Origin of the sequence: Nocardia pseudovaccinii (assembly GCF_050942345.1) — a bacterium.
Classification (GTDB): Bacteria; Actinomycetota; Actinomycetes; order Mycobacteriales; family Mycobacteriaceae; genus Nocardia; species Nocardia pseudovaccinii.
In genome coordinates this window covers 3,825,019-3,850,609 of the sequence record NZ_CP192074.1, presented here as the reverse complement: position 1 = coordinate 3,850,609, position 25,591 = coordinate 3,825,019, and the positions used below count along the sequence as shown (strand labels likewise).

The following is a 25,591-nucleotide window of genomic DNA, read 5'->3' as shown; positions in this document are numbered from 1 at the left end:
CGGGCAGGTCCGCATCGGCACGACTTGCGAGACTCCACGCGATTCCAGGAGCAGAATTTTTCTCGCGCAAGGTTGTCGATTTCCGTCGAGCTCGATCGTCGGAACGAATACGACGGCCCGATCGGCGGGCCGGCGCAACCCGAAGGAGCGAGATCATGAGCCAGTACCTGGTGCTGATTTACGAGGACGAAAACGCGTACGCGACCGCATCGGAGCAGGTCATGGGTGAGGTCTACCAGTCGCACGTGACCTTCCAGGAGATCGCGGGCGACGCCGTGCAGGGCGGCAACGCACTCCAGCCGACCGCCACCGCCACCTCCATCCGGCAGAAGGACGACGGCGATTTCACCGTGACCGACGCCCCGTTCGCCGAGGCCAAGGAGGCGCTCGGCGGCTACTACCTGATCGAGGCCGGGGATCTGGACGCCGCGATCGCAGTGGCCAAGCAGGTGCCCGCCCGATTCGGCGGCGTCGAGGTGCGCCCGATCATGACCTTCGACTAGCCCTGTGCCGATCGATACCGATGCGGCTGCCGCCGTCGACCAGGCGCACCGTCGCGAATGGGCCTTCGTGCTCGCCACGACGGTACGGCTGGTCCGCGATTTCGACCTCGCCGAGGAATGCGTGCAGGACGCCTACACTCGGGCACTCACCGAGTGGGCCGCGCACGGCGTTCCCGCCAAGCCCGGCGCCTGGTTGACCACCGTCGCCCGCCGCCGCGGCCTCGACCTGCTGCGCCGCGATTCGACCATGCAGCGCGCACTGCCCATGCTGATCACCGACCAGGCCGACGACACCGCCGATCTCGCACTCGCGGAACTGGATTCGGCATCGGCCATTCCCGACGACCGGTTGCGCCTGATCAGCACCTGCTGCCACCCGGCACTGGCCCGCGAGGCCCGGGTGGCGCTGACCCTGCGCCTGGTCTGTGGTGTCACCACCGCCGAGGTCGCCCGCGCCTTCCTCACCAGCGAATCGACCATGGCGGCCCGAATCACGCGCGCCAAGAAGAAGATTGCGGTGGCACGCATTCCGTATCGGGTGCCGTCGGTGCGCGAACTCCCGGACCGGCTGGATGCCATCTGCGCGGTCATCCACCTGCTGTTCACCACCGGTCACACCGCGCCGTCGGGTGACGCGCTGGTGCGTGCCGATCTGGTCGATCGGGCACTCCAACTTGCGCGAATGATGCATGCGCTCGTCCCGGACGACCCTTCCGTCACCGGCCTCCTAGCCCTGATCATGCTCACCGACGCGCGCCGCGCCGCCCGAGTGGATACCGAAGGGCGCCTGTGCACTCTCGAACACCAAGACCGCTCCCGCTGGGATCGCGCGGCTATCGCCGAGGGTATTGCCTTGGTGAAAACCGCTCTGCCACATACGGATCGGTACACCCTGCAGGCGGCTATCGCCGCCGTCCACGACGAGGCACCGTCCTGGGCGGACACCGACTGGCGTGAGATCACCGGTCTGTACGTACTCCTGCTCCGGATCTGGCCCGCACCAGTGGCGCGCCTCAATCACGCGGTAGCAGTGGGCCTTTCCGGCAATCCGAGCCGAGCGCTCGCCCTCCTCGACGCGCTCGCCGCCGAACCGTCCCTCGCCACCTACGGCTACCTCGAAGCGTCCCGCGCGGCCTTTCTGACCCAATTGGGCCGCACTACCGAAGCAGCCCGAGCTTACGAATCCGCTCTACTCCTAACCGAAAACACCATTGAGCGAGCCCACCTCGAATCCCGCCTATCCGACCTCACCCGCTGACCCTGCTCGGGACTTCTCGTCGACGGTAGTCAAAGGGTGGTTGCCGTCGGCATGTCGACCCACCATTTCACCACCTTCGATGACGCCCCACATCGACGCTGGAGTTCGGTTCCCTCGACCCGGCCGAGGCGCCCCGGTGGACCCGAAACCTATTCCGACCAGCGCTCTTCGAGCATGGCCGACACATCCTCGGCGAAATCCCCGACCGCGTCGTCGCCGGTGCAGCGCGCGTCTTCGGCCAGGGCGGCCCAGCGATTGATCAGGGCTTCCGAGCGCGGAACGGAGAGGCCGTGTTCGCGGGCGGCGGCGATGCGGGTGTGGTCGGCGGGCAGGAACCAGTAGGTGGTGAGCCAGACCCAGATGAGGCGGGCTTCCAGGATACGTTCGGCGAGTACGGCGTCGTCGGCCAGGGCGGGCCAGACGCCGACGACCTCGGCGCGCCACGCTTCGACCATTTGCTTGGCGCGCTCGCGGGACAGTTCGAAGTCGCACAGGCAGCCGGGGAAGGACACCAGCGCGTAGGCGATGTCGAGAGTGGCGTCGCGGTAGCCGCCCCATTCGTAGTCGAGGAAGCGTGCGCCCTCTTCGTTGAGGATGACGTTGTCCGGGCACAGGTCCGAGGGGCTGAATGCGCGGAAGCGACCCGCGGAGAACAGGCGATTGCCTCGAACGATCCGCTCGGCGATCTCACCGGGCACCTCGATACCGAGTTCACGCTGCAGCATGCCGGGCACCTCGGAGATAGCGGCCTCGGCCTGTTGCGCGATGCCGTCGACCCGGTGCACCACATCCACCCGGCGCAGCAGGGCGACAAAATCCGCTTCGCGCCCGACGGTTGCCGCATGCATCCGGCCCAGCGCCTGTGCGAAGGCCATGAGCCCGTTGCGCGTCGCCGGTTCCGCACCGGATTGCAGCACCTGCGTCATCCGGGCGTTCTCCCCGAGATCACTCAGGACGAGCAGCCGGTCCGGGAGGCTGTGCGCGATCAGGTATGCGCCCGGTCGCTGTTCGCGGCTGAGCGCGGTAGTGAACTGATACGACACGGCCTCGCGTAGAAACGCTGAGTCGATGCTGGCGACGCCGGGCGCAAGACCACCCGTCGTGCGGTCCGCCGCGGATCCGCGAACCTGCTTGACGATGAGCGTCCGGGGCAGGGAGAAGGCGTTCTCTGAAACACGCACGCGTAGGACCGTCGTCCTACCACTACCGCTGAGTTCCATCGGATCGCTCAGCTTTACCGGAGCACCCATTCGCTTTGTGAGCAACTGCTGTGCTGCGGACACGACTTCGGCGGCGCGTTCGGCCAATAGTGCGGTCATCGCTAATCAAGCTACTCGCACCGGGTCACTTCTAGCGAGCGGTTACACAACCTTTCCGCGTCGCTCGGCGTGTCTGCGTCAAGGTTGCGGAACGGGCGCTGGTTGCTTGACACCATTGCGGCTGTCCGGTTTTCTCATCGTCAACTGCCGTGCGCCACACCGCAAACCAGTTGCGTCGAAAGGTCTGCAGACAATGTCCGACTCACCGTCGCCCAAGCCGAACGAACCAACTGGCTCGCCCGAACCGAGCGGCGGCGCGCCCGACGAAGGTGACAGCGAACAGTTCGCCGCCCATCCGGGTCAGCACGAAAGCCCCGATCCGCAACCGACGGAAACCAGCACCGGACACAGTAGGCACGAGATGGCCGGACCCGCGGGCTACCCACAGTTCGAGGGTCCCGGCGCGGCGCAGTACGGCAGTGAACCCGTGGAGCCGCCACCGCCGGTCGGCGCGCCCGGACAACCGGGACAACCGAGCTACGGCCCACCGGGAACCGGTCCCGGCTGGGCACATCCTGCAACGATGCCTCCTGGCACGACGCCGCCCGGAGCTACCGCAACGCCTGCTGGAGCGATCCCTCCGGGCGCAATGCAACCCGGCATCGATCCGGCCGGCGCAGCAGCGCCCGGCATGGCGAAGCCCGGCACCATGCCCCCCGGTGCTGTACCTCCCGGCGCAACGCAACCCGGCTTCGAACCGGCCGGCACGATGCCGCCCCCTGGCGCAATGCCTCCCGGCGCTCAGCCCGGCGCGCCGACCTACGGCTACCAATCCGCCCCCGGCGTGCCGACGACCCTCGATGTCGGCAATGCCCTGAGCTACGGCTGGGAGAAGTTCCGCGCGAATTTCGGCCCCTGGCTGGCCGTTACCGCGATCGGCGTGATCATCTATCTCGCCTTCGTGCTCATCGTCCAGGCCGTGCAACCGAATTCGCTGTTCAGTCTGTTGCTGATCTTCCTCGCGGTCATGGTCGCGATCTGGCTGCTGCAGGCCGCCATGATCCGCGGCGCTCTGTATGAAACCGACGGCAACAAACCAACTTTCGCGTCCTACTTCCATTTCGTGAATGCGGGCAATGTCCTCTTGACAGCACTGCTCGCCTTCGTGCTCACCTGGATCGGCGCGGCGCTGTGCTTCGTGCCCGGTCTGATCGCCGGATTCCTGTGCATGTTCTCGCTGCACTTCGTCGTCGATCAAGAGCAGGGTCCGTTCGACGCGATCAAGTCCAGCGCGACGCTGGTCATCGCCAATATCGGGCAGGTGCTGCTACTCGGCCTCGCCGTACTGGTCATCACCTTTGTCGCCACCCTGCTGTGTGGCTTCGGCCTGCTGGTCGCCGGACCGGTGTGCACGATCGCGGTGACCTACGCCTACCGGGCACTCACCGGCGGCACCGTGTCCGTATCCTAGCCTCCGGTGCGCTCGGCGCGTCCGCTCCCAGCGCACCGGAACATCAGCCCCGCAACAGAATCGGCGGTCACTTCGAGGGCAGTGACCGCATCCACCACCACTGCTTGAACCGGGCGATCGGTCCCCCTTCGCTACCCGCACGCGGGCGCAGCGCCAGCACGAGCACCCCGGCCGTGACGATGCCCGCCAGGTTCACCGCGAGCTGCCCCGCCGACATGAATGCGATATGCCACTCCCCCAGAGTTGCCGCGATTACCGCGAAGCCGGCCGCGGGCACGGTGGTCACCGAGATGAACACCCCGACCAGTGCCGCCGATTTCGCGGTGACCACCGCCAGCATCCCCGCTGCACCAGCCAACAGCGCGACCACCAATGAGAACGGCCCGACCTCATAAATGAAGTCGACATTCTCGATGGTTTCCACACCGGTCACCGTGATCCAGCCGAACTGCTCCCACAGCAAGGTCGCCAACAGTGTGATGACCATCGCCATCGGAAATGCCACCAGCAGCGCGACCGCCGATTTTCGGGCGAGCTGGAAATCGCGCCGCCACAGCCCCACCGAAAAGGCTGCCAGTGGCCCGAATTCCGGCCCGACCACCATCGCGCCGACGATCGTCACCGGCGAGTCGGTGGCCACGCCGACGGCCGCGAGCAGGCAGGCGATGGTGAGGAAGGCGACGAAGGTCAGCGTCAGCGCGGACTCCTCATGGGTCTGGGCGAGCAGTTCCTCCCACACCACCGCATCGGTCGGATCGCCCGGAGCCTCCTCGATCGCCCGCTCACCAGCATCGGAGATCACCGTCTCGACGGGGCCGAGCGTGATGCCGCCGGTGTGCTTGATGCCGAGCGTGGTCAGATCGGCGAGCACATCATTGGCGGCCTCACGCGCGACATCGGCCTGGATCAGATCACCGACGGGCTCGACGGCGACACCACGCGCCAGCGTGACATGCGTGACGCCCGGGTCGGCACTCAGCACCGCCATCACCTTGTCGGTGAGTTCGGGCGGGCTGATCATGCGCAAGTGCAGCACTGGAACCCCTTGTGGTCAGCATCCATGAAACTGACCAGAAAGTACCGTTCCAGCGGCAGCCCGCGCTATTCCGAAGCGCGACCCACGTCGCCGCCCTCGTCCTTCTTCTTCTCCGGTTTGAAGTCCAGTCCCGCTTCCTTACGCTGCTGCGCGGTGATCGGCGCGGGCGCATCGGTCAGCGGATCCACACCGCCACCGGTCTTCGGGAAGGCGATGACCTCGCGGATCGAATCCATGCCAGCCAGCAGCGCGGTGATCCGGTCCCAGCCGAAGGCGATGCCGCCGTGCGGCGGGGCGCCGTAGGAAAACGCGTCGAGCAGGAAGCCGAACTTCTCCTGCGCCTCGTCGTGCCCGATGCCCATCACCTTGAAGACTCGCTCCTGCACATCGCGGCGATGGATACGGATGCTGCCGCCACCGATCTCGTTGCCGTTGCAGACGATGTCGTAGGCGTAGGCCAGCGCCGAGCCCGGGTCGGTGTCGAAGGTGTCCAGCGACTCCGGCTTGGGCGAGGTGAATGCGTGGTGCACCGCCGTCCACGCCGAATGACCAAGTGCCACATCGCCACTCGCGGTCGCCTCGGCGGCGGGTTCGAACATCGGCGCATCCACGATCCACACGAACGCCCACGCGTTCTCATCGATCAGACCGCATTTGCGCGCGATCTCGCCACGCGCCGCACCGAGCAGCGCGCGCTGCGCTTTGGCCGGACCGGCGGCGAAGAACACACAGTCACCCGGTACCGCGCCGACATGCTTGGCCAGGCCCTCGCGCTCGGATTCGCTGAGGTTCTTGGCGACCGGACCGCCGAGCGTGCCGTCCTCCTGCACCAGCACATACGCCAGCCCCTTGGCGCCGCGCTGCTTGGCCCACTCCTGCCAGGCGTCGAGCTGACGCCGCGGCTGACTCGCGCCACCGGGCATCACGACCGCGCCCACGTACTCCGCCTGGAACACCCGGAACGGGGTCTCCTTGAAGTACTCGGTGCATTCGGTGATCTCGACACCGAAGCGCAGGTCCGGCTTATCGCTACCGAAGCGGCGCATCGCCTCCGCGTAGGTCATATGCGGAATCGGGAACGGGATCTCGTAGCCGACCAGCTTCCACAGCGCCTCCAGGATCTCTTCGGCGACGAGGATCACGTCCTCCTGGCGCACGAAGCTCATCTCGAGGTCGAGCTGGGTGAATTCGGGCTGGCGGTCGGCGCGGAAGTCCTCGTCGCGATAGCAGCGCGCGATCTGGTAGTACCGCTCGACCCCAGCGACCATCAGCAGCTGCTTGAACAGCTGCGGGCTCTGCGGCAGCGCGTAGAAGCTGCCCGGCTGAAGGCGCGCTGGCACCAGGAAGTCGCGGGCGCCCTCGGGCGTCGAGCGGGTCATCGTCGGGGTCTCGACCTCGACGAATTCATGATGGGCCAGCACCGCTCGGGCGGCCGCGTTGACCTTCGACCGCAGCCGGATGGCCTTACCCGGCGCCTCGCGGCGCAGGTCGAGGTAGCGGTACTTGAGGCGGGCCTCGTCACCGGGCTGCTCGTCGAGCTGGAACGGCAGCGGCGCACTCTCGTTGAGCACCTCGAGTTCACTGACATTGACCTCGATGGAACCGGTCGGCAGCTCCGGGTTCTCGTTGCCGTCGGGCCGCTGCTCGACCACACCGGTGACCCGCACGCAGAATTCGGCGCGCAGTTTGTGCGCCTGCGCCGCGGGCTCGCCCTCGCGGAACACCGCCTGCGCCACACCCGACGCATCGCGCAGATCGATGAAGATCACGCCACCGTGGTCACGACGCCGGGCCACCCAGCCGGTGAGGGTGACGGTCTGACCGGCGTGCTCGCTTCGCAGCGAACCAGCCAAGTGGGTGCGCAGCACGGGATTCCTTTCGACGATTGTGACACCGGCAGGGCGATCCGGTGCGGTTGCCATCGTAGTGAGACACATATCCCGAGAGGAAACCGATATCGCCGCCCCGCGTGCGAAGCTGTATCGGCAGGGTATGACCGAGGCGTTTTGGACACGAGAAAGCGAAGCAGATGACCTTCAACGAAGGCCTCCAGATCGACCCGGATCGGGCTTCTTCCGGCGGTGGACCCGGGATGGGCGGCAAGCTCGCCCTCGGCGGTGGTGCCGGTGGTCTCATCCTGCTGGTAATCGGCCTGTTGCTCGGTGGGGATCCGAGTTCGCTGCTCGGACAGTTGAACGGCAGCGAGAGCAGCACTGTGCAGCCCGGCACCGCGGGCACGCCCGCGCACTGCAAGACCGGCGCGGACGCCAATAAGTACGTCGACTGCCGGGTGGTGCTCACCGCACAGAGCCTGGACGCGGTGTGGGCGGCACAGCTGCCACAGCAGACCGGCAAGAAGTATTCGAAGCCGAAGCTGGTGCTGTTCTCCGGCGCGGTCTCGACCGGTTGTGGCAATGCGACCAGCGCGGTCGGCCCGTTCTACTGCCCCGCCGACCGGACCGCCTACTTCGACACCGCCTTCTTCCAGGAACTGGTCGACCGCTTCGGTTCCAGCGGCGGCCCGCTCGCCCAGGAGTACGTGGTGGCGCACGAGGTCGGCCACCACATCCAGAATCTGCTCGGCGATATCGGTCGGGCCCAGCAGGATCCGCGTGGACCGGAATCCGGCGCGGTGCGCACCGAACTCCAGGCCGACTGCTACGCGGGCATCTGGGCCCACTTCGCCGACAAACAGCCTGCCCCCGGCAGCGATCAGCCCTTCCTGAAACCTCTGTCCGACAACGATATCCGTGACGCTCTCTCCGCCGCGTCCGCCGTCGGCGACGACCGGATCCAGCGTGCCGCCCAGGGACGCGTCAACCCGGAGGCCTGGACCCACGGTTCCTCGGACCAACGCCAGAAATGGTTCCTCACCGGATACAAAACCGGTCAGGTCCAGGCGTGCGATACGTACTCGGCGTCCGACCTGAACAACCCGTCGGCCTTACGCTGATCGCCGACGGATGATCGATAATCGAGGCCAGTTGGACTGTGGCACAGCGTAGATAGGGATTTCATGCGGATAACGAAGTCGGCACTGCTGTTTCTCGTCGCGGCACTTGCGGGTAGCTGGGGTGTCGCCTCGGCCGAACCCACTGCCGACGCACCACAACCGCCCGCCCCGGCACTGCTGACACTCACCACCATCCCGAGCGGTTGGTCCGAGCGGGTCGACCTGCGCCCGGTGCTGCAGATCTACGCCGACGGCCACGCGGTCGCACAGCCCGACGCCGCGTCCACCACCCGCGCCGCCGACACCCCACCGCAGCGGCTCTCCGGCACCATCCCCACCGACGTCCTGAATGCCGCGCTGGCGGAAACCAAATCGCTTGCCGCGCTCGACCTCGGCATGCCCAGCACCACCGACCAGGGCACTCAGATCATCGACCTCATGCCTGCGCCGCCCGACCAAGACGTCCATGTCCTCATGTACGCCCCCGACGCGACCGAGAACCTCACCTCCGACCAACAAGCCAACCGCAAACGCTTCACCGACCTCTATCGCAAACTCGTCGACGCCTTCACCCGAGACCACTGAGCAGGTTGTCGACCTCGGTAGCGACGGCCATGAGCAACGTTGCGGGGCTTCGGTAAAACGCCAGGCCTGAGGTACCGCAACGTCGTTCGGACATATACACAGCTGGAACACCAGTGCCCCCGTTCGAATTCGAGCGGGGGCACTGGAGAACTCTTTCGGACTAGAACTGGTCCTGTTCGTAGTCCGAGCTGACCAGTTCATCCGGGTGGGTCGCACCGATGACGTCCGGGGTGGACTCACCGAGTGGCCCGGTGAGGTCGTCGTTGCCGGTTCGGCTCTGGTACGGGTCCACATTGCGCGTGTGCTCGTCGTCGTTGCCGCCGCGTTGCCCGGTGGCGCCGGGGCTGCCGCCCATGAAGGAGCTCCCCGAGCTCGCCGCGCTGGTCGACGTACCCGTGCCCAAGGATGTGCCGGACAGGCCCGAGACCCGGCTGATGGGCGAGACGGCGCTGCCCGGCGTGCCGGTCACCTTCTGCGTCGACGGCGAGCCCGATGTGCTCGGCGAACCGGAACGGCTTCCGATGCCGCTCATGCCCGAGATCCCCGAGGTAGTGTGCCCGGAATTGGTCGATGCCGCCATCGTGGACGTGCTCGGCGAACCAGAGGTGCTGGAACCGTCCAACAGGCCGGCGGCATTGGTCGACGCATCCTGCGCGACCGATTGCGCCTGTTCCATGATCGGCTCACCGATGTTCTGCATGACCGCCTGCGCGACCTCCTGCGGCGCGGGCAGACCGCTCGTCCCGAGCAGCTGGTTCACCAGACCGGTCAGCTCGGCGGTCTTCCCGGCCAGATCACCGCGGGTAACGTTGGCGACCGCGACGGCCGATCCAAGATGTTCGGTCGCGGTAGCGATGAGCGCGGCCTGACCGGGTGGCGTCAGCGCCACCGGCACGAGTGCGGTTGCCTGCGTGGCGAATTCGCTCGCGATCCCCAACAGCTGCGCATTGCCCTGCTGCACCACCGCCGCGGCGCGCTGGGTGAGTTCGGAGATATCGATACCGCGCTGACTGGTGTCCTGCCCCTGGGTCTGCGCGGTGTTGCTGGCGGCCTGCGCCTCGCGGGACGACTGGCCCTGCCACAGCTGCTCGACAGTCTGCAGACCACCCTTGCCGACCGATACCGCGGCCTCGATGATCTTGGACGACTGACTGAGAATCGCGGTCGGGTCGAAGGCTCCGATGACGCCGGTGCCGAAGCTGTTGAGGAGCTCCAGGATCGGCTGGAACAGCGTGTCGATTCCGGGAATTCCGGGAATCGACAGCCCCTGCATCAGCGCCGCGACCGGATCGGACGGAATATTCGTCGCCGCCGCGGCCGCCGCAGCTCCCTGGTTGCCCGCCCCACCGAGCGCACTGCTGACCGCACTCTGCGCCTGTTGCGCCGCGCTCTGCGCCGCCTGCATCATCGGCGCGGCCGCATGGCTGATCGCGGTCTGCGCATCGGTAAGCGCCTGCGACACATCGGGGGGCACCGCACCGGACAGAATCGCGCTCGCGTCGGGGTTCGAATTGCCGTTGAGCCCCGGCATGCCCGTCGGTATGGTCCCCAGCTGCGGCGATTCCTCGGTGATCTTGCGCGCGAGCACGAATTCGGGCGCCTCGATCGGCGGCAGATCCGCGGGCAACTGCGGCAGCGACAGATCGCTCAATCCCTGCGACGCATTCTGCAGTGCGTCGACGGCGGTGTTCTGGGTCGCGATCACGGCCTCTTCGATCGCCACGCTCTGCTGATCGGGTGCGATCACGCCGGTCGCGCCGGTATCCATCGGTCTCATGCCCCGCCTCCGACCTGGTCGGCGATCGCTTTCAGTACGCCCGCGTTGCCGAAGTCGGTGGTATCGAACGCTCCGGCCGCCGTGAACGCGGACTTCGAGAGCTTGTCGTATTTGGCCGACAGATCATTGATGTCCTTGGCCTGCAACACCTGTGCCGCGGCGAACGCCAACAGATAATCGGCGCCGATCAAACCGAATACCGGCGTCAGCGCCGCAACGTTCTGCACGGCATCGAAATTGCCCGCTCCCGCGATCTCGCCGGCGACCCCGGCATTGGTCGCCGCGAACGCTCGGACCGCATCGGTCTCCACCGAGAGATCAGCCATCGAGTTGCACCCCCCAAATCGTCGTGAACTGTAGTTCCGTGTTCATAGCGTCGATCAACATCTACTCCCTGCCCGCACCGGCAGCTCGGCTGCGATCGGGCCCCTGCGCAGCTGCGAGCCGGTACCGGCGCCGCTGCGGTTGCGCTCAATATAGCGGACCCCACCGGCAAGTTTCGAGCCCAACGCGGCCACCGGAAGGGAACTGGAACAGGTTGCAAATTAGAACAAGTTCTATATTCTCGATCGCATGAAGGTCGCAGTGACCGGCGCAGCCGGCTACCTTGGCACGAATCTGCTCAGCCTGCTGGTCGAACGAGGACACGAGGTCACAGCAATCGATCGCGTCGTTCCGGAGCAGCGGACGGACCCGAACGTCACCTGGGTCTCCGGCAATGTGCTCGACCCCGAATCCATGCGCACCGTGCTCGCCGGCGCGGAGATCGTCTACCACCTCGTCGCCGTGATCACCCTGGCCGAGCAGCACGACCTGGCATGGAAGGTCAACACCGAGGGTGTGCGCGTCGTCGCCGAGGCGGCCCTGGATCTGGGCGTGCGCCGCATGGTGCACGCAAGCTCCATCCACGCCTTCAACCAGTACACCTGCGGCGGCCGCATCGACGAGACCTCGGCGCGCTCGACCGACCCCGGCCTGCCCGTCTACGACCGCTCCAAATGGGCGGGCGAAATCGAACTGCGCAAGGTGATCGAGCAGGGCCTGGACGCGGTGATCTGCAATCCCACCGGCGTCTTCGGCCCGCTCGACTACAGCACCCCGCTGTCCAGGATCAACCGCACCCTCAAGGACGCCGCCCGCGGCCGGGTTCCCGCGATGATCGGCGGCGGCTTCGATCTGGTCGACGTCCGCGACGTCGCGAAGGGCCTGATCCTGGCCGGGGAGCGGGGACGAACCGGCGAGAACTACCTGCTCGGCGGTTCGATGATCTCGATGCTCGACCTGTGTCGCACCGCGGCGGAATGCGGCGGCAAGAAGGGACCGAAGTTCTCGATCTCACCCAAGGTCGTCAACGGCTTGATTCCGGTGCTCGAACCGATCGGCAAACTGCTCAAGACCGACATCGTGTCGAAGGCCGCACTCGGCGCATTGGTCTCCGCCCCGATCGTCGACCACGGCAAGGCGGAACGCGAAATCGGCTATCAGCCGAGGCCCATCGAGGAAACCGTGCGCGACCTGGTCACCTTCTTCACCGATCCGAAGCAGCTCACCGCGTCCGACACCCGACAGATCGCTTGACACTCTTTAGAACACATGTTCGACTGATGGGGTGCGGTGGCAAAGCCAAACCCTGGATGCCGACGACGGCGCCCTGCCCGGTCTCGACCGGGCGGGTTTCGTGCGCACCGTACAAACCCCCGAATTCGAGGGCATCACGTTCCACGAGGTGCTGTGCAAGAGTGCGCTGAACAAGATGCCGGAGGCGTCGAATCTGCCGTTCCATTGGACGATCAATCCGATGCGCGGCTGTTCACACGCCTGCCGCTACTGTTTCGCGCGTCCCACCCACGAGTATCTGGACCTGGACGCGGGCCGGGATTTCGACTCGCAGATCGTGGTGAAGACCAATATCGCCGCGGTGCTGCGCAAGGAACTCGGCCGGCGGTCCTGGCATCACGAGCCGGTCGCGCTGGGCACGAATACCGATCCGTATCAACGGGCCGAGGGCCGATATCGGTTGATGCCCGGCATTATTCGCGCGCTGACCGATTCCGGCACACCGTTCTCCATTCTCACCAAGGGCACGCTGCTGCGCCGGGATCAGCCCCTGCTCACGGCGGCGGCGCGCCAGGTCCGGGTGAGCATCGCCGTCTCCATCGCGATCCTGGATATGGATCTGCACCGCAGCCTGGAATCCGGTACGCCATCGCCCAAGGCGCGGTTGGAGATGGTGCGGGCGCTGGCCGATGCCGGGTTCGAAGTGAATGTGATGGTCGCGCCGGTGATTCCATATCTCACCGACAGCCGCGCCCACCTGGACGCACTATTCGGTGCGATCGCGGAGGCCGGGGCGGTATCGGTGGTCGCATTCCCGATGCATCTGCGTGGCGCCACCCGTGGCTGGTTCCTGAGCTGGCTGGCCGAGGCACATCCGGCGCTGGTGCGCCGCTATCGCCAGCTGTACGGCCGCGGCGCCTACGTGACGCCGGAATATGCGTCCTGGCTACGCGAGCGCGTGCAGCCACTGCTCCAGCAACACGGCCTCACCCGCGAGCACACCACGGAGCCGCGGACACAGCCCCCGACACCGCTGCCCAACGACACGCAGCTGACGCTCTTCGCGTAAAGCATTTCACAAGCAATTCCCGCACACGGCGGAGTAGGTTGGCCAATGGCACCTCCCATCGGACGAGGAAGTGAAGCAGGCATATGGTTTCCGACCAAAGTGATGTCGGCACAGCGAAATTGGAAAAGGTCGTAATTCGGTTCGCCGGGGACTCCGGTGACGGAATGCAGCTCACCGGTGATCGCTTCACGCACGAGGCGGCCGCATTCGGCAACGACCTCGCCACCCAGCCCAACTTCCCGGCCGAAATCCGGGCGCCACAGGGCACGCTGCCCGGCGTCTCGTCCTTCCAGATCCAGATCGCCGATTACGACATCCTCACCGCGGGCGACCAACCCGACGTGCTGGTCGCGATGAATCCCGCGGCGCTGAAGTCCAATCTCGAGGACCTGCCGCGCGGTGCCACCCTCATCGTGAACACCGACGAGTTCACCAAACGCAATCTGGGCAAGGTCGGCTACACCACCGATCCGCTCGACGACGACACACTGAGCGATTTCGTGGTCCACCGCGTGCCGATGACCTCGATCACCCTGGGCGCGACCGAGCCGACCGGTGTCGGCAAGAAGGACGCTCAGCGGGCGAAGAATATGTTCGCGCTCGGCCTGCTGTCCTGGATGTACGGACGCCCGATCGGCGGTACCGAACGCTTCCTGCGCGAGAAATTCGCCGCGAAACCCGATATCGCCGAGGCGAATCTGCTCGCTTTCCGCGCGGGCTGGAACTACGGCGAGACCACCGAGAGCTTCGCAACCACCTTCGAGGTGGCCCCGGCCAAGCTGCCGCCGGGTACCTACCGCCAGATCACCGGCAATACCGCGCTCGCCTACGGCCTCGTCACCGCGGGGCAGTTATCCGGGTTGCCGGTCTTTCTCGGCACCTATCCGATCACACCAGCCTCGGACATCCTGCACGAACTCAGTAAGCACAAGAACTTCGGCGTCACCACCTTCCAGGCCGAAGACGAGATCGCTGGCATCGGCGCGGCCCTCGGCGCGGCCCTCGGCGGCGCGCTCGGCGTCACCAGCACTTCCGGCCCCGGCCTGGCGCTCAAGAGCGAAACCATCGGGCTCGCGGTGATGACGGAACTGCCGTTGGTGATCGTCGACGTGCAGCGCGGCGGACCGTCCACCGGACTGCCGACCAAGACCGAACAGGCCGATCTACTGCAGGCGCTCTACGGCCGCAACGGGGAATCGCCGGTGGCGGTACTCGCGCCGCGCTCCCCCGCCGACTGCTTCGCCACCGCGGTGGAGGCGGCTCGCATCGCCCTCACCTACCGCACGCCGGTGCTGTTGCTTTCCGACGGCTCGATCGCCAACGGCTCTGAGCCGTGGTCGATTCCGCGGGTCACCGAGTTGGAGCCGATCGATCCGCGCTTCGAACCCGAGGCCGAGGACGGCACACCGTTCCAGCCCTACTCCCGTGATCCCGATACCCTCGCCAGGCCGCTCGCGGTGCCGGGGACCGCTGGTCGCGCGCATCGGATCGGCGGACTGGAGAAGGCCGACGGCAGCGGCAATATCTCCTATGAGCCCGGCAATCACGAACTGATGGTTCGCCTGCGGCAAGCCAAGATCGACGGCATCACCGTCCCCGATCTCGAGGTCGACGATCCGGACGGGCGGGCCGAACTCCTGCTGATCGGCTGGGGCAGTTCCTTCGGGCCGATCGGCGAGGCATGTCGGCGCGCCCGCCGTCGCGGCGTCCCGGTCGCACAGGCGCATCTGCGATATCTGAATCCATTGCCCGCCAACCTCGATGCCGTGCTGCGGAGCTATCGGACGGTGGTCGCGCCGGAAATGAACGGCGGTCAGCTGGCCATGCTGCTGCGGGCGAAGTATCTGGTGGACGTGCAACCGTGGACGAAGATCGCGGGCACGGCATTCTCCGCACAGGAACTCGTCGGGGTGATCGATGCGGCACTGGACGGGTCGATCGAAGATATGGAACACGACAAGGCGTTCGCGGCACGGGCGCGTGCCACGTACTCGACCGGGGGTAACTGATGACCATCGTCGAAACCTCGCTCGTCGGAACCGATCTGGGCCTCACCGGACTCTCGGGAGTGCCGTCCGCGGACGGGCCGCAGAAGGTCAAGGACTTCACCTCCGATCAGGAGGTGCGCTGGTGCCCCGGCTGCGGTGACTACGTGATCCTGGCGACCGTGCGCGGCTTCCTCGCCGAACTCGGATTGCGCAGGGAGAACCTGATGTTCGTCTCCGGGATCGGCTGCTCGAGCCGGTTCCCGTACTACCTCGAGGCCTACGGCATCCACTCCATCCACGGCCGCGCGCCCGCCATCGCGACGGGGCTCGCGGTAACGCGGCCGGATCTGTCGGTGTGGGTGGTGACCGGTGACGGTGACGCGCTGTCGATCGGCGGCAACCACCTGATCCATGCCCTGCGCCGCAATGTGAACATGACGATCCTGCTGTTCAACAACCGGATCTACGGACTCACCAAGGGGCAGTACTCCCCCACCTCGGAAGAGGGCAAGATCACCAAGTCGACGCCGATGGGATCGGTCGACCATCCGTTCAATACGCTGTCGGTCGCACTCGGCGCGGAAGCCGGCTTCGCCGCGCGCGCTCTGGATTCCGATCGGGCTGGCCTCACCGAGGTGCTGCGCGCCGCCGCCGAACACCGCGGGACCTCGTTCGTGGAGATACTGCAGGACTGCCCGATCTTCAACGACGGTTCATTCGATGTGCTGCGCAAGGGCGATGCCGAATCCCGCCTCATCCCGCTGCACCACGGTGCGCCGATCCGTTTCGGCACCGATGGCGAATTCGCTGTGGTCCGTGCCGGTTTCGGGCTCGCGGTGGTGCGCGCCGACGACGTCGACGAGTCCGAGATCATTGTGCACGACGCCTACACCGACAATCCGGAGTACGCCTACGCCCTCTCGCGTCTGTCGGACCAGGACCTCGGCCATGTGGTCACCGGGATCTTCCGCAACGTCACCCGGCCCACCTACGACGATGCGGTTCGCACACAAACCGCCATGGCGCGGGAACGCAAGCCGGTACAAGAGGATTCGCTGCAATCCCTGCTCAACGGTTCGGAAACCTGGACCATCAGCTAGGCAGACCCAGCCGATCGGCGAGCGTGCCCAGGATGCGATGTAGGTCGGCGCGCTCGGCCGCGGTGAGATCCGCGGTGGTCTCGGCGTCGATCGCCTGTACGGCGTCGAGACATTTGTCCAGTAATGCGCGGCCGTGGGAGGTCAGGCTCAGGTTCTGACGGCGGCGATCCTCCGGATCCCGCAGCCGTTCGATGGCCCCGAGGGACTCCAGGTGGTCGGCCAGCGCGACGACCAGACTCGGCGCGACGCGCAGTATCTGCGCCATCTGCATCTGCGAGGTCGGTCCGTCGGCCGCCAACACATTCAGCATTCCGGCGTGCTTCGGCTTGAGCCCGAGACTCGACACATCGATGCTGAAGCGGTCGGTCAGGAACGCACCCAGCAGTCCGAGCCGGAAGGTGATGGTCTCCGGCAGCTTTTCCACCTTGACGTTCTTCATAGCCAGCATAATACTGTCCCTAAACCATTCAGACTCTGAACAATTTAGAGAGTGAAAGATGCAGGACGAGAAGCTCACCAGATCCACGATCATCGTCAATGCGGTCGGCGCGGGCGTCGCCGTGGCATTCAGTGTCGCGGCACTCATCGACCCGACCCTGGCGATCACCGGCAGTGCGGACTCGCCCGGAGTCGATCTGTATGCCCAGGCCTACGCCGCGCGTGCCATCCCGTTGGGTGCCGCGTTGCTGTTCAGCCTGACCAGCCGCCGCAAGCGGGCTCTCTTACCGCTGCTGACCGTGTCGGGTGCGGTACAGCTCGGCGATGGCGCCATCGGCGCCGCCCAGGGAATTCCGGGCATGATGGTCGGCGGCAGCGTGCTCGCGCTGATTCATCTCGCCACCGCGGGTCGATTGGCCCTCGGCAACAGTCGCTCCGCCACAGCCGCGGCCTGAGCTACGACTTCGGGCATGAGTTCAGACGTACTTGGCGAATCCGAGGCCGACGACGGCGTCGCGTTCCTGTTCGAGTTCCGCGACGCTGGCGTCGATGCGGGCGCGGGAGAATTCGTCGAGCTCCAAGCCCTGGACGATCGCGTATTCGCCGTCCGCGCAGGTGACGGGGAACGAGGTGATGAGGCCTTCGGGAATGCCGTAGGAGCCGTCGGAAGGGACGGCCATGGAGGTCCAGTCGTCGGTGTGGGTACCGAGCGACCAGTCGTGGATGTGGTCGATGGCCGCGCTGGCCGCGCTGGCGGCAGAAGAGGCACCGCGGGCCTGGATGATGGCGGTGCCGCGCTGTTGGACGGTGGGGATGAATTCCTCGCGCACCCAGCCCTGGTCGACGAGTTCGCGGGCGGGGCGGCCCGCGATGGTGGCGTGGGTGATATCCGGATACTGGGTCGCGGAGTGGTTGCCCCAGATGGCGACGCGGGCGATATCGGCGGCGGCCGCGCCGGTCTTCTCGGCCAGTTGCGCGATGGCGCGGTTGTGGTCGAGGCGGGTCATCGCGGTGAATCGCTCGGCGGGGACGTCCGGGGCATTGCTCATGGCGATGAAGGCGTTGGTATTGGCCGGATTTCCGACCACGAGCACCTTGACGTCGGCGGCGGCGCTGGCGTTGATCGCCTGGCCCTGTTCGGTGAAGATCGGGCCGTTGGCGGCCAGCAGGTCCGAGCGCTCCATCCCCGCGGTGCGCGGCCGGGCACCGACCAGCAGTGCGACATTCGCACCCTCGAACCCGACCCACGGATCGTCACTGATGTCGATCGACTCGAGCAGCGGAAACGCACCGTCCTCGAGCTCCATCGCCACACCCTCCAGCGACGCCACCGCCGCCGGAATCTCCAGCAACCGCAGCCGTACCGGCGTCTCGGACCCGAGCAGCGCCCCGGACGCGATCCGGAACAGCAGACCGTAGGCGATCTGCCCCGCACCTCCGGTCACGGCGACGGTCACGGGCGCGGTCCGAGCAGCGGTGCTCACGAGAAACTCCTTGCGATAGACGGACACTCGATCCCACCCTAACGACTCTCACGGCCCCCGAACCCCACTGGTGAGCTACGCGACAATCACCGCGCCACACCCATCCAGCCGCCCCAGCTAACGACAAGCACCCACAACGGACGCGAAATCCGACAGAGTGCGCGCTGTTCAGCGCACGACGCAACCGCGCATCGCCTGCAACCTCGCGTGGCACGCGGATTCACGTGTCGCACAACTCGACTCGCGTATCAACACAGTCCCGCGACTTCCTGATCGGTCAGCACGATCGGCGACACATAGTCCTTCGCCCGAGCCAGGCGAACGGCACGGTACAGCGGCCGCTCCTCCAGTCCGGCATCCCGGGCCTCGGCGCGCAGTTGGTGGACGAGCATGGTCGATACCGCTACGGCCGCGGCGAGCTCGCTGGCGGCCAGGGCGTCGGCCAGTTTGCGGAGGCCGAGCAGGTGGAGTTCGCGACCGCTACCCGCATCGGTGTACATCGCGAGCGGCACGACCTGCGACTCGACGCCTGCGGTCACCCGCAGGACGATGCGGCTCAAACGGGCCGGAAAGACGAGGATCTCGACGCCGTTGGCGGCCGCGATATCGACCTGACGCTCGCCGATCACCCGCCGCGCGTGAATCGTGGTCCCGGCCAGCCACATCCGCCGACGGCGCAGCGCGATGGCGTAGGCGACGGTGGGCGCACCGACGACGAGACCGATCGCGATCGCGATCGACCACGGCACCAGCAGCGCCGCGAGCAATGCGGCACCGATCCCCACCCCTACCGCCGCGAGGGCGAGTCGCCGCAGCATTGGCGCGTAGGTCTCGGGCGCGACGAGATCGAGTCCGACCGACCGAACCGGTTGGGCTGCACCAGGATTCGTGGGTTCTACCGGCATGGCTGCCCATTCGTCGTGGTGCGGGTGTACCCCGGCACCGTACTACTCGCCGGAGCGCAGAGCGGTCGCGACGGCGGCCACCGTCTCGTCCAGTGGGATCTGACGCTGTTCACCGGTGGCCATATCCTTCAGGCCGATGGTGTTCTCGGCCAGATCACGGTCACCGAGGACCAGGGTGAATTTGGCGCCGGACTTGTCCGCGGCCTTCAGCGACCCCTTGACACTTCGACCGCCGTAGGCCAGATCGACCCGAATGCCCGCCGCGCGCAACTGCGCCGCGAGCACGACCAACCGCTGCTTGGCCGCATCGCCGAGGGCTACGCCGTAGACCTCGCACCGCGCCGGATCGCCCGCCGACTTGCCCTCGGCCCGCAGCGCCAGCATGGTGCGGTCCACACCGAGTCCGAATCCGATGCCGGACAGCGGTTGTCCGCCCAGTTCGGCCATGAGCCCGTCGTAGCGTCCGCCGCCGCCGATACCCGACTGCGCCCCGAGACCGTCGTGCACGAATTCGAAGGTCGTCTTCGTGTAGTAGTCCAGGCCGCGCACCATCCGCGGGTTCACCACGTAGGGCACCCCGAGCGCGTCGAGATACCCGAGCACCTGCTCGAAGTGCGTCTTCGCCGACTCGGACAGGTGATCGATCATCAGCGGCGCGTTCGCGGTCATCTCGCGCACCTCGGGCCGCTTGTCGTCGAGCACTCGCAGCGGATTCAATTGCGCCCGCCGCTTGGTCTCCTCGTCCAGCGGCAGCCCGAACAGGAACTCCTGCAACAGCTCTCGATATTGCGGGCGACAGGTCTCGTCACCGAGCGAGGTGATCTCCAGCCGGAAGCCGGCCAACCCGAGTTCGCGATATCCGGCGTCCGCGATCGCGATCACCTCGGCATCCAGCGCCGGATCATCGATACCGATCGCCTCGACGCCGACCTGCTGCAACTGCCGGTACCGACCGGCCTGCGGGCGCTCATAGCGGAAGAACGGACCCGAATACACCAGTTTCACCGGCAACTGCCCCCGGTCGAGCCCGTGTTCGATGACCGCACGCATGACACCCGCGGTACCCTCCGGCCGCAGCGTGACACTGCGCTCGCCGCGGTCGGCGAAGGTGTACATCTCCTTGGTCACCACATCGGTGGATTCACCGACACCCCGCGCGAACAAGGCGGTGTCCTCGAAGATAGGCAGCTCCACATGCCCGTACCCGGCGAGTCGGGCGGCGCGGATCAAGCCGTCGCGCACCGCGACGAACTCGGCCGAACCGGGTGGCACGTAATCCGGAACCCCCTTCGGGGCGGAGAAGCTGCTGGTCTTGGTCACGATGGTCCAGTTTCCACCACTACGGCCCGTCAAGTCCAACCGGTTTGCCGCCACCTGGTTCATACGGCGTCACGACTGGTCGAAATGGCCTGCTGAGCAGTCTCAGGAATAGATGGCACAATCCTGTGCCGTACGTAACGGATACGGGAGGAACGTGGTAGTGCCGAGCAACGAACAGCGACGGGCAGCGGCGAAACGCAAGCTGGAGCGCCAGCTGGCCAACCGGGCCGACCGGGCGCGCAAGCGCAGGCGACTCACGATCGCCGGATCGGCGCTCGGCGTGGTGGTCGTGGCGGCGGCGGCCGTCGGCGTCTACTTCCTGACCAAGAGTGACGATAAGCCCGCGGCCATCAGCTGCGACTACCGCGACAGTCAGAAGCCCGCGGATAAGCAGGTGAAGAAGCCGCGCACCAGCGGCATCGAGAACACCGGCGACAATGCGAGTCTCAGCGTCAGCATGGACACCACGCAGGGCCCCATCGGCCTCACCCTGGACAACGCCAAGGCGCCGTGCACCGTGAACAGCTTCGCCAGCCTGGCCGGTCAGGGCTACTTCGACAACACCACTTGCCACCGCATGACCGCGGATGAGGGCCTGAAGGTGCTGCAGTGCGGTGACCCGACAGCCACCGGCACCGGCGGTCCCGGCTACCAGTTCGACAACGAGTACCCGACCAATCGGTACAACCCCGCCGACCCCGCATTGCAGCAGCCCATGGACTACAAGCGCGGCACGCTGGCCATGGCCAACGCGGGTCCGGATCCCGTCACCGGCGGCGGCACCAACGGCAGTCAGTTCTTCATCGTCTACGGCGATTCGCAACTGCCGCCGAACTACACCATCTTCGGCACCGTCGATCCGGACAGCATGGGCACGCTGGACAAGATCGCCGCCGGCGGTCAGGACAACTCCAACGGCCAGGGCGACGGCAAGCCCAATCTCCCCGTAACCATCCAGTCGGTCCGCATCGACTGAGCTGGCCCTTTCGAGCGACCTGCAAGCAGTCGCTACGACACGCCCGATCCGAATACTCGCTTCGTTCGGACCCGCTGCGCACAATGAGCGGCGGGCCCGAACTACCGCCCCCGAACAAGCCAGGCTAGGCGACCCTAATCGTTCGGTTAGGGTGCGCTAAAACCGGAGATCCTCCGAAGCTTTCCCCTACCCGCCGGAATTGTGCGATATATGCTCTTAAGCGGCACGCCCACACGGTTGGCGCCGGGTTTTCTCGGGTAATCTCGAATAAAGGAGAACGCGTAGCGTCGTCATCCCCTGACCGGACGATCCCCAAACCGGGAATGCGACGCGACAAGTTCTCTGGGTGTCCACGTTTGCAGGCGGGGCACCGGCGCGGCGGACTACAGTTCGACGTGGCGGCGTCCGTGACGAAGCACCACAACATCCATAGTGATCACTGCAGCATCGGGGAGCAGCCATGTCCGAGGAACTGGACGACATCGGCCGGGAAACCGCGGCCATGATGAAGACTATGTTGCAGATTGCGACCCTGGTCGCGCTGCGGACCCGTGAGCGTGGTCAGAAGGAAGCCGAAGCCCGCGTCAAGGTCACCGAGGCCCGCATCAAGGAGGCCCGGGAACTGCAGATCCGTGAGGCCCGCGACGCCAAGGCGAAGGACCCACGCAATCTCGAACTGGCCCGGATGGTCGAGAAATCGGTTCCGGCCCAGGGTATTTCATTGGAGAAGGATCGTTTCTCCGCACAGGCCGAGGCCAGCAGGATGGCCGCGACGGCGTCGGCTCAGTCCAAACCGCTCGTTCGTTACGACTCCCAAGAGCGTCGGCAGGCCATCGCGGCACATCTCGCCCGGATCGGTATCGCACCGGAACTCGCGGCAGTGCGGATGCTCATCGAAGTAGGTCAGGGGCAACCGCCCGAAGAGGCCGTACGCATTCGCGACGAAGCCGCCCGCGCAGCCGCCGCACGCGGTCGGGAACAGGACGCACGCGGTTTGGAACGCGTCCGGCAGTAACTGGATCCCGACGCCGGAAACCGAAAACGCCCGCTGAAATCAGCGGGCGTTTCGACGTTTTCGGCTCCTCAGACGCGGAAATCGCCGATGGTCGGATCGCCGAAAAGCCCCTGGGTGGGCGACTTCAGCGGCAGTGGGCTCAGCATGTCCTTGTGGCCGTTGCGCACACTGCAGTACTTGAACGGCCCACGGGGATCGAAGAGTTTGGTCATATGCGGATCCGCGTGGTCGAGGAACCAGATGCTCAATCCGGTGCTCGGCTCGAGCCGGTAGTGCTCCCAAGCGCGCCAGAGCGCATCTAGTCGCGCCACCGCCTCGGCGTGTTTCCACCACTCCGGGCACCACACCGTTTCGCTGATGTCGGTGACCTGACGCCGGTACACCAGGCCGAGGTAGTTCTCGACGAAGTCGACCACATTGCTGTAGATCATGGGCTGTTGCTGCTGTTCAGTCACAGCGGCCGAACCTCCTCGATTTGACCGTATTCGGGTGGCGGAGCAGCCTTGGTCAGGTTGGGCGAGCCGAACAGGTCGGCGATCTCGGTCTTACGCCCCGGAAGATGGTGCGAGATCGACTTCTTCACGTCGTCAGCGTAGTCGCCCTCCCACCAGGGCACGGTACGCACGAGCACCGCTGGCTGGCCGGAGGTGAAGACGATCGCGCGGCCCTGTGGCAGGGTAGCCAGCGCGTTCACGGTGAATGTCTTGGACGAACCGAGTGAACGCGAATAGCTCTTGCCGCCTTTGGATTCCGAGACCGAGGAAGAGATCGCGTCGTATTCGCCGATCGCCTCGGACCGGTCCCGCAGGAAGTTCATATCGTCGACGCCCGGACCGAGCACCTTGATATTGGCCGCCGACCACAGCGCCAGCATGCCGTCGTCACCCCAGCAGCGCGCACCCTGGGCCCAGGACTGCAACACCGTCATCACCACGATGCCGCGTGACCCGAAGTGACTGTACTGCTTGGGCAAATCCTTCCAGCGCACCACATTCGCCGCCTCGTCCAGGACCGCGAGCATCGGGATCGGCAACCGTCCGCCGGGCGAATGCGTGGCCTTGCGCATGGCCACATCGACCACGGCCTCGGTGAGCGCACTGACCAGCGGCGCCGCCGAACCGCGGCCCTCGAGCGAGAGGCTGTAGAGCGTGCCGTTGTTCTCGATGAATTCGAGTTCGTCGAACTGCATGCGGTTGTCGCCGGGCAGAATCCACGGGTGCACATTGGACAGCTGCAGGCAGCGGATCATTTTCTTCGCGGTGCCGAAAATGCCGCTCTTCGTGCGCGGATCGGCGTTGTACTGCATCGCCAGGCCCGAGGCGGTGTAGTGCTTACTCGAATTGCGCAGCAGCTCGATGGGTTCGGAGTCGTTGGGATTGGTCACCCAGTCCCAGACCTGGACGATCGGGCGACTACCGAGCGCGGCCGCCAGGAACAGCCCAGCGAGCAGATCCTCGGCCTCCGGGTCGAAGAACACATCACCCTTGGCATCGGAACCGCTGTCGGCATCGGCGAAGTGTCCGGCCAGCCGCGCGGCCCGCATCTCCGCACCGTCGTGATATGCGTCCACCCAGGCAAGCGGATCCCAGAACCAGGTCGGCTCCTCCCCCGCCACGCCCTGCGGGTCGAAGACGAAGGTGCGACTTCCCTTGGCCTCGCGCACATCTCGGGTCGCATCGACCACGTCGCGTTTGTTCGAGGTAGACAGGACAGGTCCGATGGCAGTCAGGATGGCCGGGATCACCCGCGAGGTCGATTTGCCCTGGCGCGGACCCCAGATGTCCAGGTGCAGATCCTCATACGAGCCGTAGAGCATCACCCCATCGGCAACACCGACGCCGATCGGCACGCCCGGGCTGTCGTTGTAGCCGAGCCGGACGCCGAGCATTTCGGCCTTCGACCGCACCCCGGCCTCGGTGAGCGATTTGATAGCGCTGCCGCTCCCCATCACATCGGCCTTCTCGTCCACCGAGAGCCGACCGACCGATCGACGTGCGGCAAGCCGCTTGCGCACCACCACATAGGCCACGATCGCGCCGATGACGAGCAGCACGATCACCGTGGAGGCACGCGGCCAGTGCACTTTCCCCTTGACCAGATCGGCGACGATCGCGATCGGGTTGACCGGAATGTCCTGCGGGGTGACAGCCATCGCGTTGCCGAGATGCAAGGCGATCCACAGGGTTCCGAGAGTCGCGAAACCGGCGTAGATCATGTAGAGGGTGATATCGGGTCCGACCACGGCCGGATCCTGCACCTTCTTCTTTTTCGCCATGTCTGCCTCCTGTTAGGACCTAGCTATGTGGTTGTCGCTGGCGCGGGTTCAGCGGAAGGCGTCGAGCCGCCAACCTTCCGATGTACGCACCACGGTCGCGATGACCGTCCCGGGCGGCAGGGATTCCTTGCGCCCGTTCGGGTAGACGACCGTTTGCTCGATCCCGATCTTGAACTGTTGGACGTTCGGATCGGCGCTCGCGGGCGGGCGCTCACCCGATGCGAAGGTGAAGGCCTCGATATGTGCCTGCGCCTTGGCCCAGTCCGCCCACTGCAGCGTCGCTTTCGGTGTCTCGATCCCGGTCGGCGTGCTGTCGAGCATGCGGATCAGGCTGGGGCCCAACCATTTCCGCGCGCGCGACAGCGAGGCGCCCTGAGCCTCGGTGGCGGGCTGCCAGGAGTAGATCTCCTTCAGCGCGGCCACCGCGACGCCGTCGGGCGTCACCGGATCGGGTGCGGGCACACCCTCCAGCAATCGGGTTGTGGACGTGGGCGGCTGCGGCGCACCGGAACCCGACTCCCGATCCGAGCCGGCGCACCCCGCACCCGACATCGCGACGCTCAGCACCAGCATCACCACCAGTTTCACGCGTGCATTGTTATTCAAGGCTAGCCGCCGGGAC

General features: G+C 66.2%; 24 protein-coding genes. 12 read left to right on the top strand and 12 right to left on the bottom strand.

Going from position 1 to position 25,591, the window contains the following annotated elements; genetic code table 11:
• Positions 1–155 precede the first annotated feature (155 nt).
• Together ACQPZ2_RS17355 and ACQPZ2_RS17350 are read left to right on the top strand one after the other, a co-directional pair.
• Positions 156–503 carry a YciI family protein gene (locus tag ACQPZ2_RS17355; protein WP_433526484.1) on the top strand — a complete coding sequence of 116 codons (348 nt, stop codon included), beginning with the start codon at positions 156–158 and terminating at the stop codon, positions 501–503.
• Positions 504–507: 4 nt separating this feature from the next.
• Positions 508–1,761, top strand: a complete 1,254-nt coding sequence (locus ACQPZ2_RS17350; RefSeq protein ID WP_433526483.1) for an RNA polymerase sigma factor — start codon at positions 508–510, stop codon at positions 1,759–1,761.
• Positions 1,762–1,910: 149 nt separating this feature from the next.
• Here the strand turns inward: ACQPZ2_RS17350 and ACQPZ2_RS17345 are convergent, their stop codons facing one another.
• Positions 1,911–3,080 carry a phosphotransferase family protein gene (locus tag ACQPZ2_RS17345; RefSeq protein ID WP_433526482.1) on the bottom strand — a complete coding sequence of 390 codons (1,170 nt, stop codon included), beginning with the start codon at positions 3,078–3,080 and terminating at the stop codon, positions 1,911–1,913.
• Between the two features lie 193 nt (positions 3,081–3,273).
• Here ACQPZ2_RS17345 and ACQPZ2_RS17340 point away from each other — a divergent pair, with 193 nt between their 5' ends.
• Positions 3,274–4,491: a hypothetical protein gene (locus tag ACQPZ2_RS17340; protein WP_433526481.1), complete on the top strand. Its 1,218-nt coding sequence runs from the start codon at positions 3,274–3,276 to the stop codon at positions 4,489–4,491.
• A 67-nt stretch (positions 4,492–4,558) separates the two neighbouring features.
• Here the strand turns inward: ACQPZ2_RS17340 and ACQPZ2_RS17335 are convergent, their stop codons facing one another.
• Together ACQPZ2_RS17335 and aspS are read right to left on the bottom strand one after the other, a co-directional pair.
• Positions 4,559–5,527, bottom strand: a complete 969-nt coding sequence (locus ACQPZ2_RS17335; RefSeq protein WP_433526480.1) for a DUF389 domain-containing protein — start codon at positions 5,525–5,527, stop codon at positions 4,559–4,561.
• A gap of 65 nt (positions 5,528–5,592) precedes the next feature.
• Positions 5,593–7,395 carry an aspartate--tRNA ligase gene (gene aspS / locus ACQPZ2_RS17330; protein ID WP_433526479.1) on the bottom strand — a complete coding sequence of 601 codons (1,803 nt, stop codon included), beginning with the start codon at positions 7,393–7,395 and terminating at the stop codon, positions 5,593–5,595.
• Positions 7,396–7,556: 161 nt separating this feature from the next.
• On the opposite strand from aspS, the gene ypfJ reads away from it, so the two are divergent.
• Both ypfJ and ACQPZ2_RS17320 read left to right on the top strand, forming a co-directional pair.
• Positions 7,557–8,480: a KPN_02809 family neutral zinc metallopeptidase gene (gene ypfJ / locus ACQPZ2_RS17325; protein ID WP_063047228.1), complete on the top strand. Its 924-nt coding sequence runs from the start codon at positions 7,557–7,559 to the stop codon at positions 8,478–8,480.
• A gap of 63 nt (positions 8,481–8,543) precedes the next feature.
• Positions 8,544–9,065 carry a hypothetical protein gene (locus ACQPZ2_RS17320; RefSeq protein ID WP_433526478.1) on the top strand — a complete coding sequence of 174 codons (522 nt, stop codon included), beginning with the start codon at positions 8,544–8,546 and terminating at the stop codon, positions 9,063–9,065.
• A gap of 160 nt (positions 9,066–9,225) precedes the next feature.
• On the opposite strand, the gene ACQPZ2_RS17315 is transcribed toward ACQPZ2_RS17320, so the two are convergent.
• Together ACQPZ2_RS17315 and ACQPZ2_RS17310 are read right to left on the bottom strand one after the other, a co-directional pair.
• Positions 9,226–10,842, bottom strand: coding sequence for a hypothetical protein (locus ACQPZ2_RS17315; RefSeq protein WP_433526477.1), 1,617 nt, complete (start codon positions 10,840–10,842; stop codon positions 9,226–9,228).
• Entirely contained in the window at positions 10,839–11,168 is a 330-nt protein-coding gene (locus ACQPZ2_RS17310) for a type VII secretion target (protein ID WP_063047225.1), read from the bottom strand. Before ACQPZ2_RS17310 ends, ACQPZ2_RS17315 begins: the two co-directional genes overlap by 4 nt.
• A 247-nt stretch (positions 11,169–11,415) precedes the next feature.
• Between ACQPZ2_RS17310 and ACQPZ2_RS17305 the strand changes: the two genes are divergently transcribed.
• The 4 genes from ACQPZ2_RS17305 (at position 11,416) to ACQPZ2_RS17290 (ending at position 16,556) form a co-directional block, all read left to right on the top strand.
• A complete protein-coding gene (locus ACQPZ2_RS17305) occupies positions 11,416–12,420 on the top strand; it encodes an NAD-dependent epimerase/dehydratase family protein (protein WP_433526476.1) in 1,005 nt (334 codons plus the stop codon).
• A 31-nt stretch (positions 12,421–12,451) separates the two neighbouring features.
• On the top strand, positions 12,452–13,468 hold the full coding sequence (locus ACQPZ2_RS17300) for an Rv2578c family radical SAM protein (protein ID WP_433526475.1): 1,017 nt from the start codon (positions 12,452–12,454) through the stop codon (positions 13,466–13,468).
• Positions 13,469–13,551: 83 nt separating this feature from the next.
• Complete coding sequence (locus ACQPZ2_RS17295; RefSeq protein WP_063047222.1) at positions 13,552–15,477, top strand: 2-oxoacid:acceptor oxidoreductase subunit alpha; 1,926 nt, start codon at positions 13,552–13,554, stop codon at positions 15,475–15,477.
• A complete protein-coding gene (locus ACQPZ2_RS17290; RefSeq protein WP_433526474.1) occupies positions 15,477–16,556 on the top strand; it encodes a 2-oxoacid:ferredoxin oxidoreductase subunit beta in 1,080 nt (359 codons plus the stop codon). The genes ACQPZ2_RS17295 and ACQPZ2_RS17290 overlap by 1 nt, the downstream gene beginning before the upstream one ends.
• On the opposite strand, the gene ACQPZ2_RS17285 is transcribed toward ACQPZ2_RS17290, so the two are convergent.
• On the bottom strand, positions 16,549–16,995 hold the full coding sequence (locus ACQPZ2_RS17285) for a MarR family winged helix-turn-helix transcriptional regulator (RefSeq protein ID WP_433526473.1): 447 nt from the start codon (positions 16,993–16,995) through the stop codon (positions 16,549–16,551). The two genes, ACQPZ2_RS17290 and ACQPZ2_RS17285, sit on opposite strands and share 8 nt — an antisense overlap.
• A 58-nt stretch (positions 16,996–17,053) precedes the next feature.
• On the opposite strand from ACQPZ2_RS17285, the gene ACQPZ2_RS17280 reads away from it, so the two are divergent.
• Positions 17,054–17,449: a DUF4267 domain-containing protein gene (locus ACQPZ2_RS17280; protein ID WP_433526472.1), complete on the top strand. Its 396-nt coding sequence runs from the start codon at positions 17,054–17,056 to the stop codon at positions 17,447–17,449.
• Between the two features lie 21 nt (positions 17,450–17,470).
• Here the strand turns inward: ACQPZ2_RS17280 and ACQPZ2_RS17275 are convergent, their stop codons facing one another.
• The 3 genes from ACQPZ2_RS17275 to hisS all read right to left on the bottom strand — a co-directional run bounded on the left by ACQPZ2_RS17275 (position 17,471) and on the right by hisS (position 20,703).
• On the bottom strand, positions 17,471–18,478 hold the full coding sequence (locus tag ACQPZ2_RS17275) for a malate dehydrogenase (RefSeq protein ID WP_433526471.1): 1,008 nt from the start codon (positions 18,476–18,478) through the stop codon (positions 17,471–17,473).
• A gap of 248 nt (positions 18,479–18,726) precedes the next feature.
• Positions 18,727–19,383, bottom strand: coding sequence for a hypothetical protein (locus ACQPZ2_RS17270; RefSeq protein ID WP_063047219.1), 657 nt, complete (start codon positions 19,381–19,383; stop codon positions 18,727–18,729).
• A 42-nt stretch (positions 19,384–19,425) separates the two neighbouring features.
• Positions 19,426–20,703, bottom strand: a complete 1,278-nt coding sequence (gene hisS / locus ACQPZ2_RS17265; RefSeq protein WP_433526470.1) for a histidine--tRNA ligase — start codon at positions 20,701–20,703, stop codon at positions 19,426–19,428.
• A gap of 160 nt (positions 20,704–20,863) precedes the next feature.
• On the opposite strand from hisS, the gene ACQPZ2_RS17260 reads away from it, so the two are divergent.
• Complete coding sequence (locus tag ACQPZ2_RS17260) at positions 20,864–21,679, top strand: peptidylprolyl isomerase (RefSeq protein WP_433526469.1); 816 nt, start codon at positions 20,864–20,866, stop codon at positions 21,677–21,679.
• 460 nt (positions 21,680–22,139) lie between these two features.
• Positions 22,140–22,694: a hypothetical protein gene (locus tag ACQPZ2_RS17255; RefSeq protein ID WP_433526468.1), complete on the top strand. Its 555-nt coding sequence runs from the start codon at positions 22,140–22,142 to the stop codon at positions 22,692–22,694.
• Positions 22,695–22,762: 68 nt separating this feature from the next.
• Here ACQPZ2_RS17255 and ACQPZ2_RS17250 read toward each other — a convergent pair whose 3' ends face one another.
• The 3 genes from ACQPZ2_RS17250 to ACQPZ2_RS17240 are packed head-to-tail and all read right to left on the bottom strand — an operon-like array spanning position 22,763 to position 25,557.
• Entirely contained in the window at positions 22,763–23,149 is a 387-nt protein-coding gene (locus ACQPZ2_RS17250; protein WP_245567240.1) for a DUF4913 domain-containing protein, read from the bottom strand.
• Positions 23,146–24,969 (bottom strand): type IV secretory system conjugative DNA transfer family protein, encoded by a 1,824-nt coding sequence (locus ACQPZ2_RS17245; protein WP_063047216.1) that lies wholly within the window; start codon positions 24,967–24,969, stop codon positions 23,146–23,148. The genes ACQPZ2_RS17250 and ACQPZ2_RS17245 overlap by 4 nt, the downstream gene beginning before the upstream one ends.
• A gap of 48 nt (positions 24,970–25,017) precedes the next feature.
• Positions 25,018–25,557: a hypothetical protein gene (locus tag ACQPZ2_RS17240; RefSeq protein ID WP_433526467.1), complete on the bottom strand. Its 540-nt coding sequence runs from the start codon at positions 25,555–25,557 to the stop codon at positions 25,018–25,020.
• Positions 25,558–25,591: the final 34 nt, after the last annotated feature.

Coding starts and splice junctions, on each gene's coding strand:
- ACQPZ2_RS17355 (WP_433526484.1), top strand. CDS start 156: ATGAGCCAGTACCTGGTGCTGATTTACGAGGACGAAAACGCGTACGCG.
- ACQPZ2_RS17345 (WP_433526482.1), bottom strand. CDS start 3,080: ATGACCGCACTATTGGCCGAACGCGCCGCCGAAGTCGTGTCCGCAGCA.
- ACQPZ2_RS17340 (WP_433526481.1), top strand. CDS start 3,274: ATGTCCGACTCACCGTCGCCCAAGCCGAACGAACCAACTGGCTCGCCC.
- ypfJ (WP_063047228.1), top strand. CDS start 7,557: ATGACCTTCAACGAAGGCCTCCAGATCGACCCGGATCGGGCTTCTTCC.
- ACQPZ2_RS17320 (WP_433526478.1), top strand. CDS start 8,544: ATGCGGATAACGAAGTCGGCACTGCTGTTTCTCGTCGCGGCACTTGCG.
- ACQPZ2_RS17315 (WP_433526477.1), bottom strand. CDS start 10,842: ATGAGACCGATGGATACCGGCGCGACCGGCGTGATCGCACCCGATCAG.
- ACQPZ2_RS17310 (WP_063047225.1), bottom strand. CDS start 11,168: ATGGCTGATCTCTCGGTGGAGACCGATGCGGTCCGAGCGTTCGCGGCG.
- ACQPZ2_RS17305 (WP_433526476.1), top strand. CDS start 11,416: ATGAAGGTCGCAGTGACCGGCGCAGCCGGCTACCTTGGCACGAATCTG.
- ACQPZ2_RS17295 (WP_063047222.1), top strand. CDS start 13,552: ATGGTTTCCGACCAAAGTGATGTCGGCACAGCGAAATTGGAAAAGGTC.
- ACQPZ2_RS17290 (WP_433526474.1), top strand. CDS start 15,477: ATGACCATCGTCGAAACCTCGCTCGTCGGAACCGATCTGGGCCTCACC.
- ACQPZ2_RS17285 (WP_433526473.1), bottom strand. CDS start 16,995: ATGAAGAACGTCAAGGTGGAAAAGCTGCCGGAGACCATCACCTTCCGG.
- ACQPZ2_RS17280 (WP_433526472.1), top strand. CDS start 17,054: ATGCAGGACGAGAAGCTCACCAGATCCACGATCATCGTCAATGCGGTC.
- ACQPZ2_RS17270 (WP_063047219.1), bottom strand. CDS start 19,383: ATGCCGGTAGAACCCACGAATCCTGGTGCAGCCCAACCGGTTCGGTCG.
- ACQPZ2_RS17255 (WP_433526468.1), top strand. CDS start 22,140: ATGTCCGAGGAACTGGACGACATCGGCCGGGAAACCGCGGCCATGATG.
- ACQPZ2_RS17245 (WP_063047216.1), bottom strand. CDS start 24,969: ATGGCGAAAAAGAAGAAGGTGCAGGATCCGGCCGTGGTCGGACCCGAT.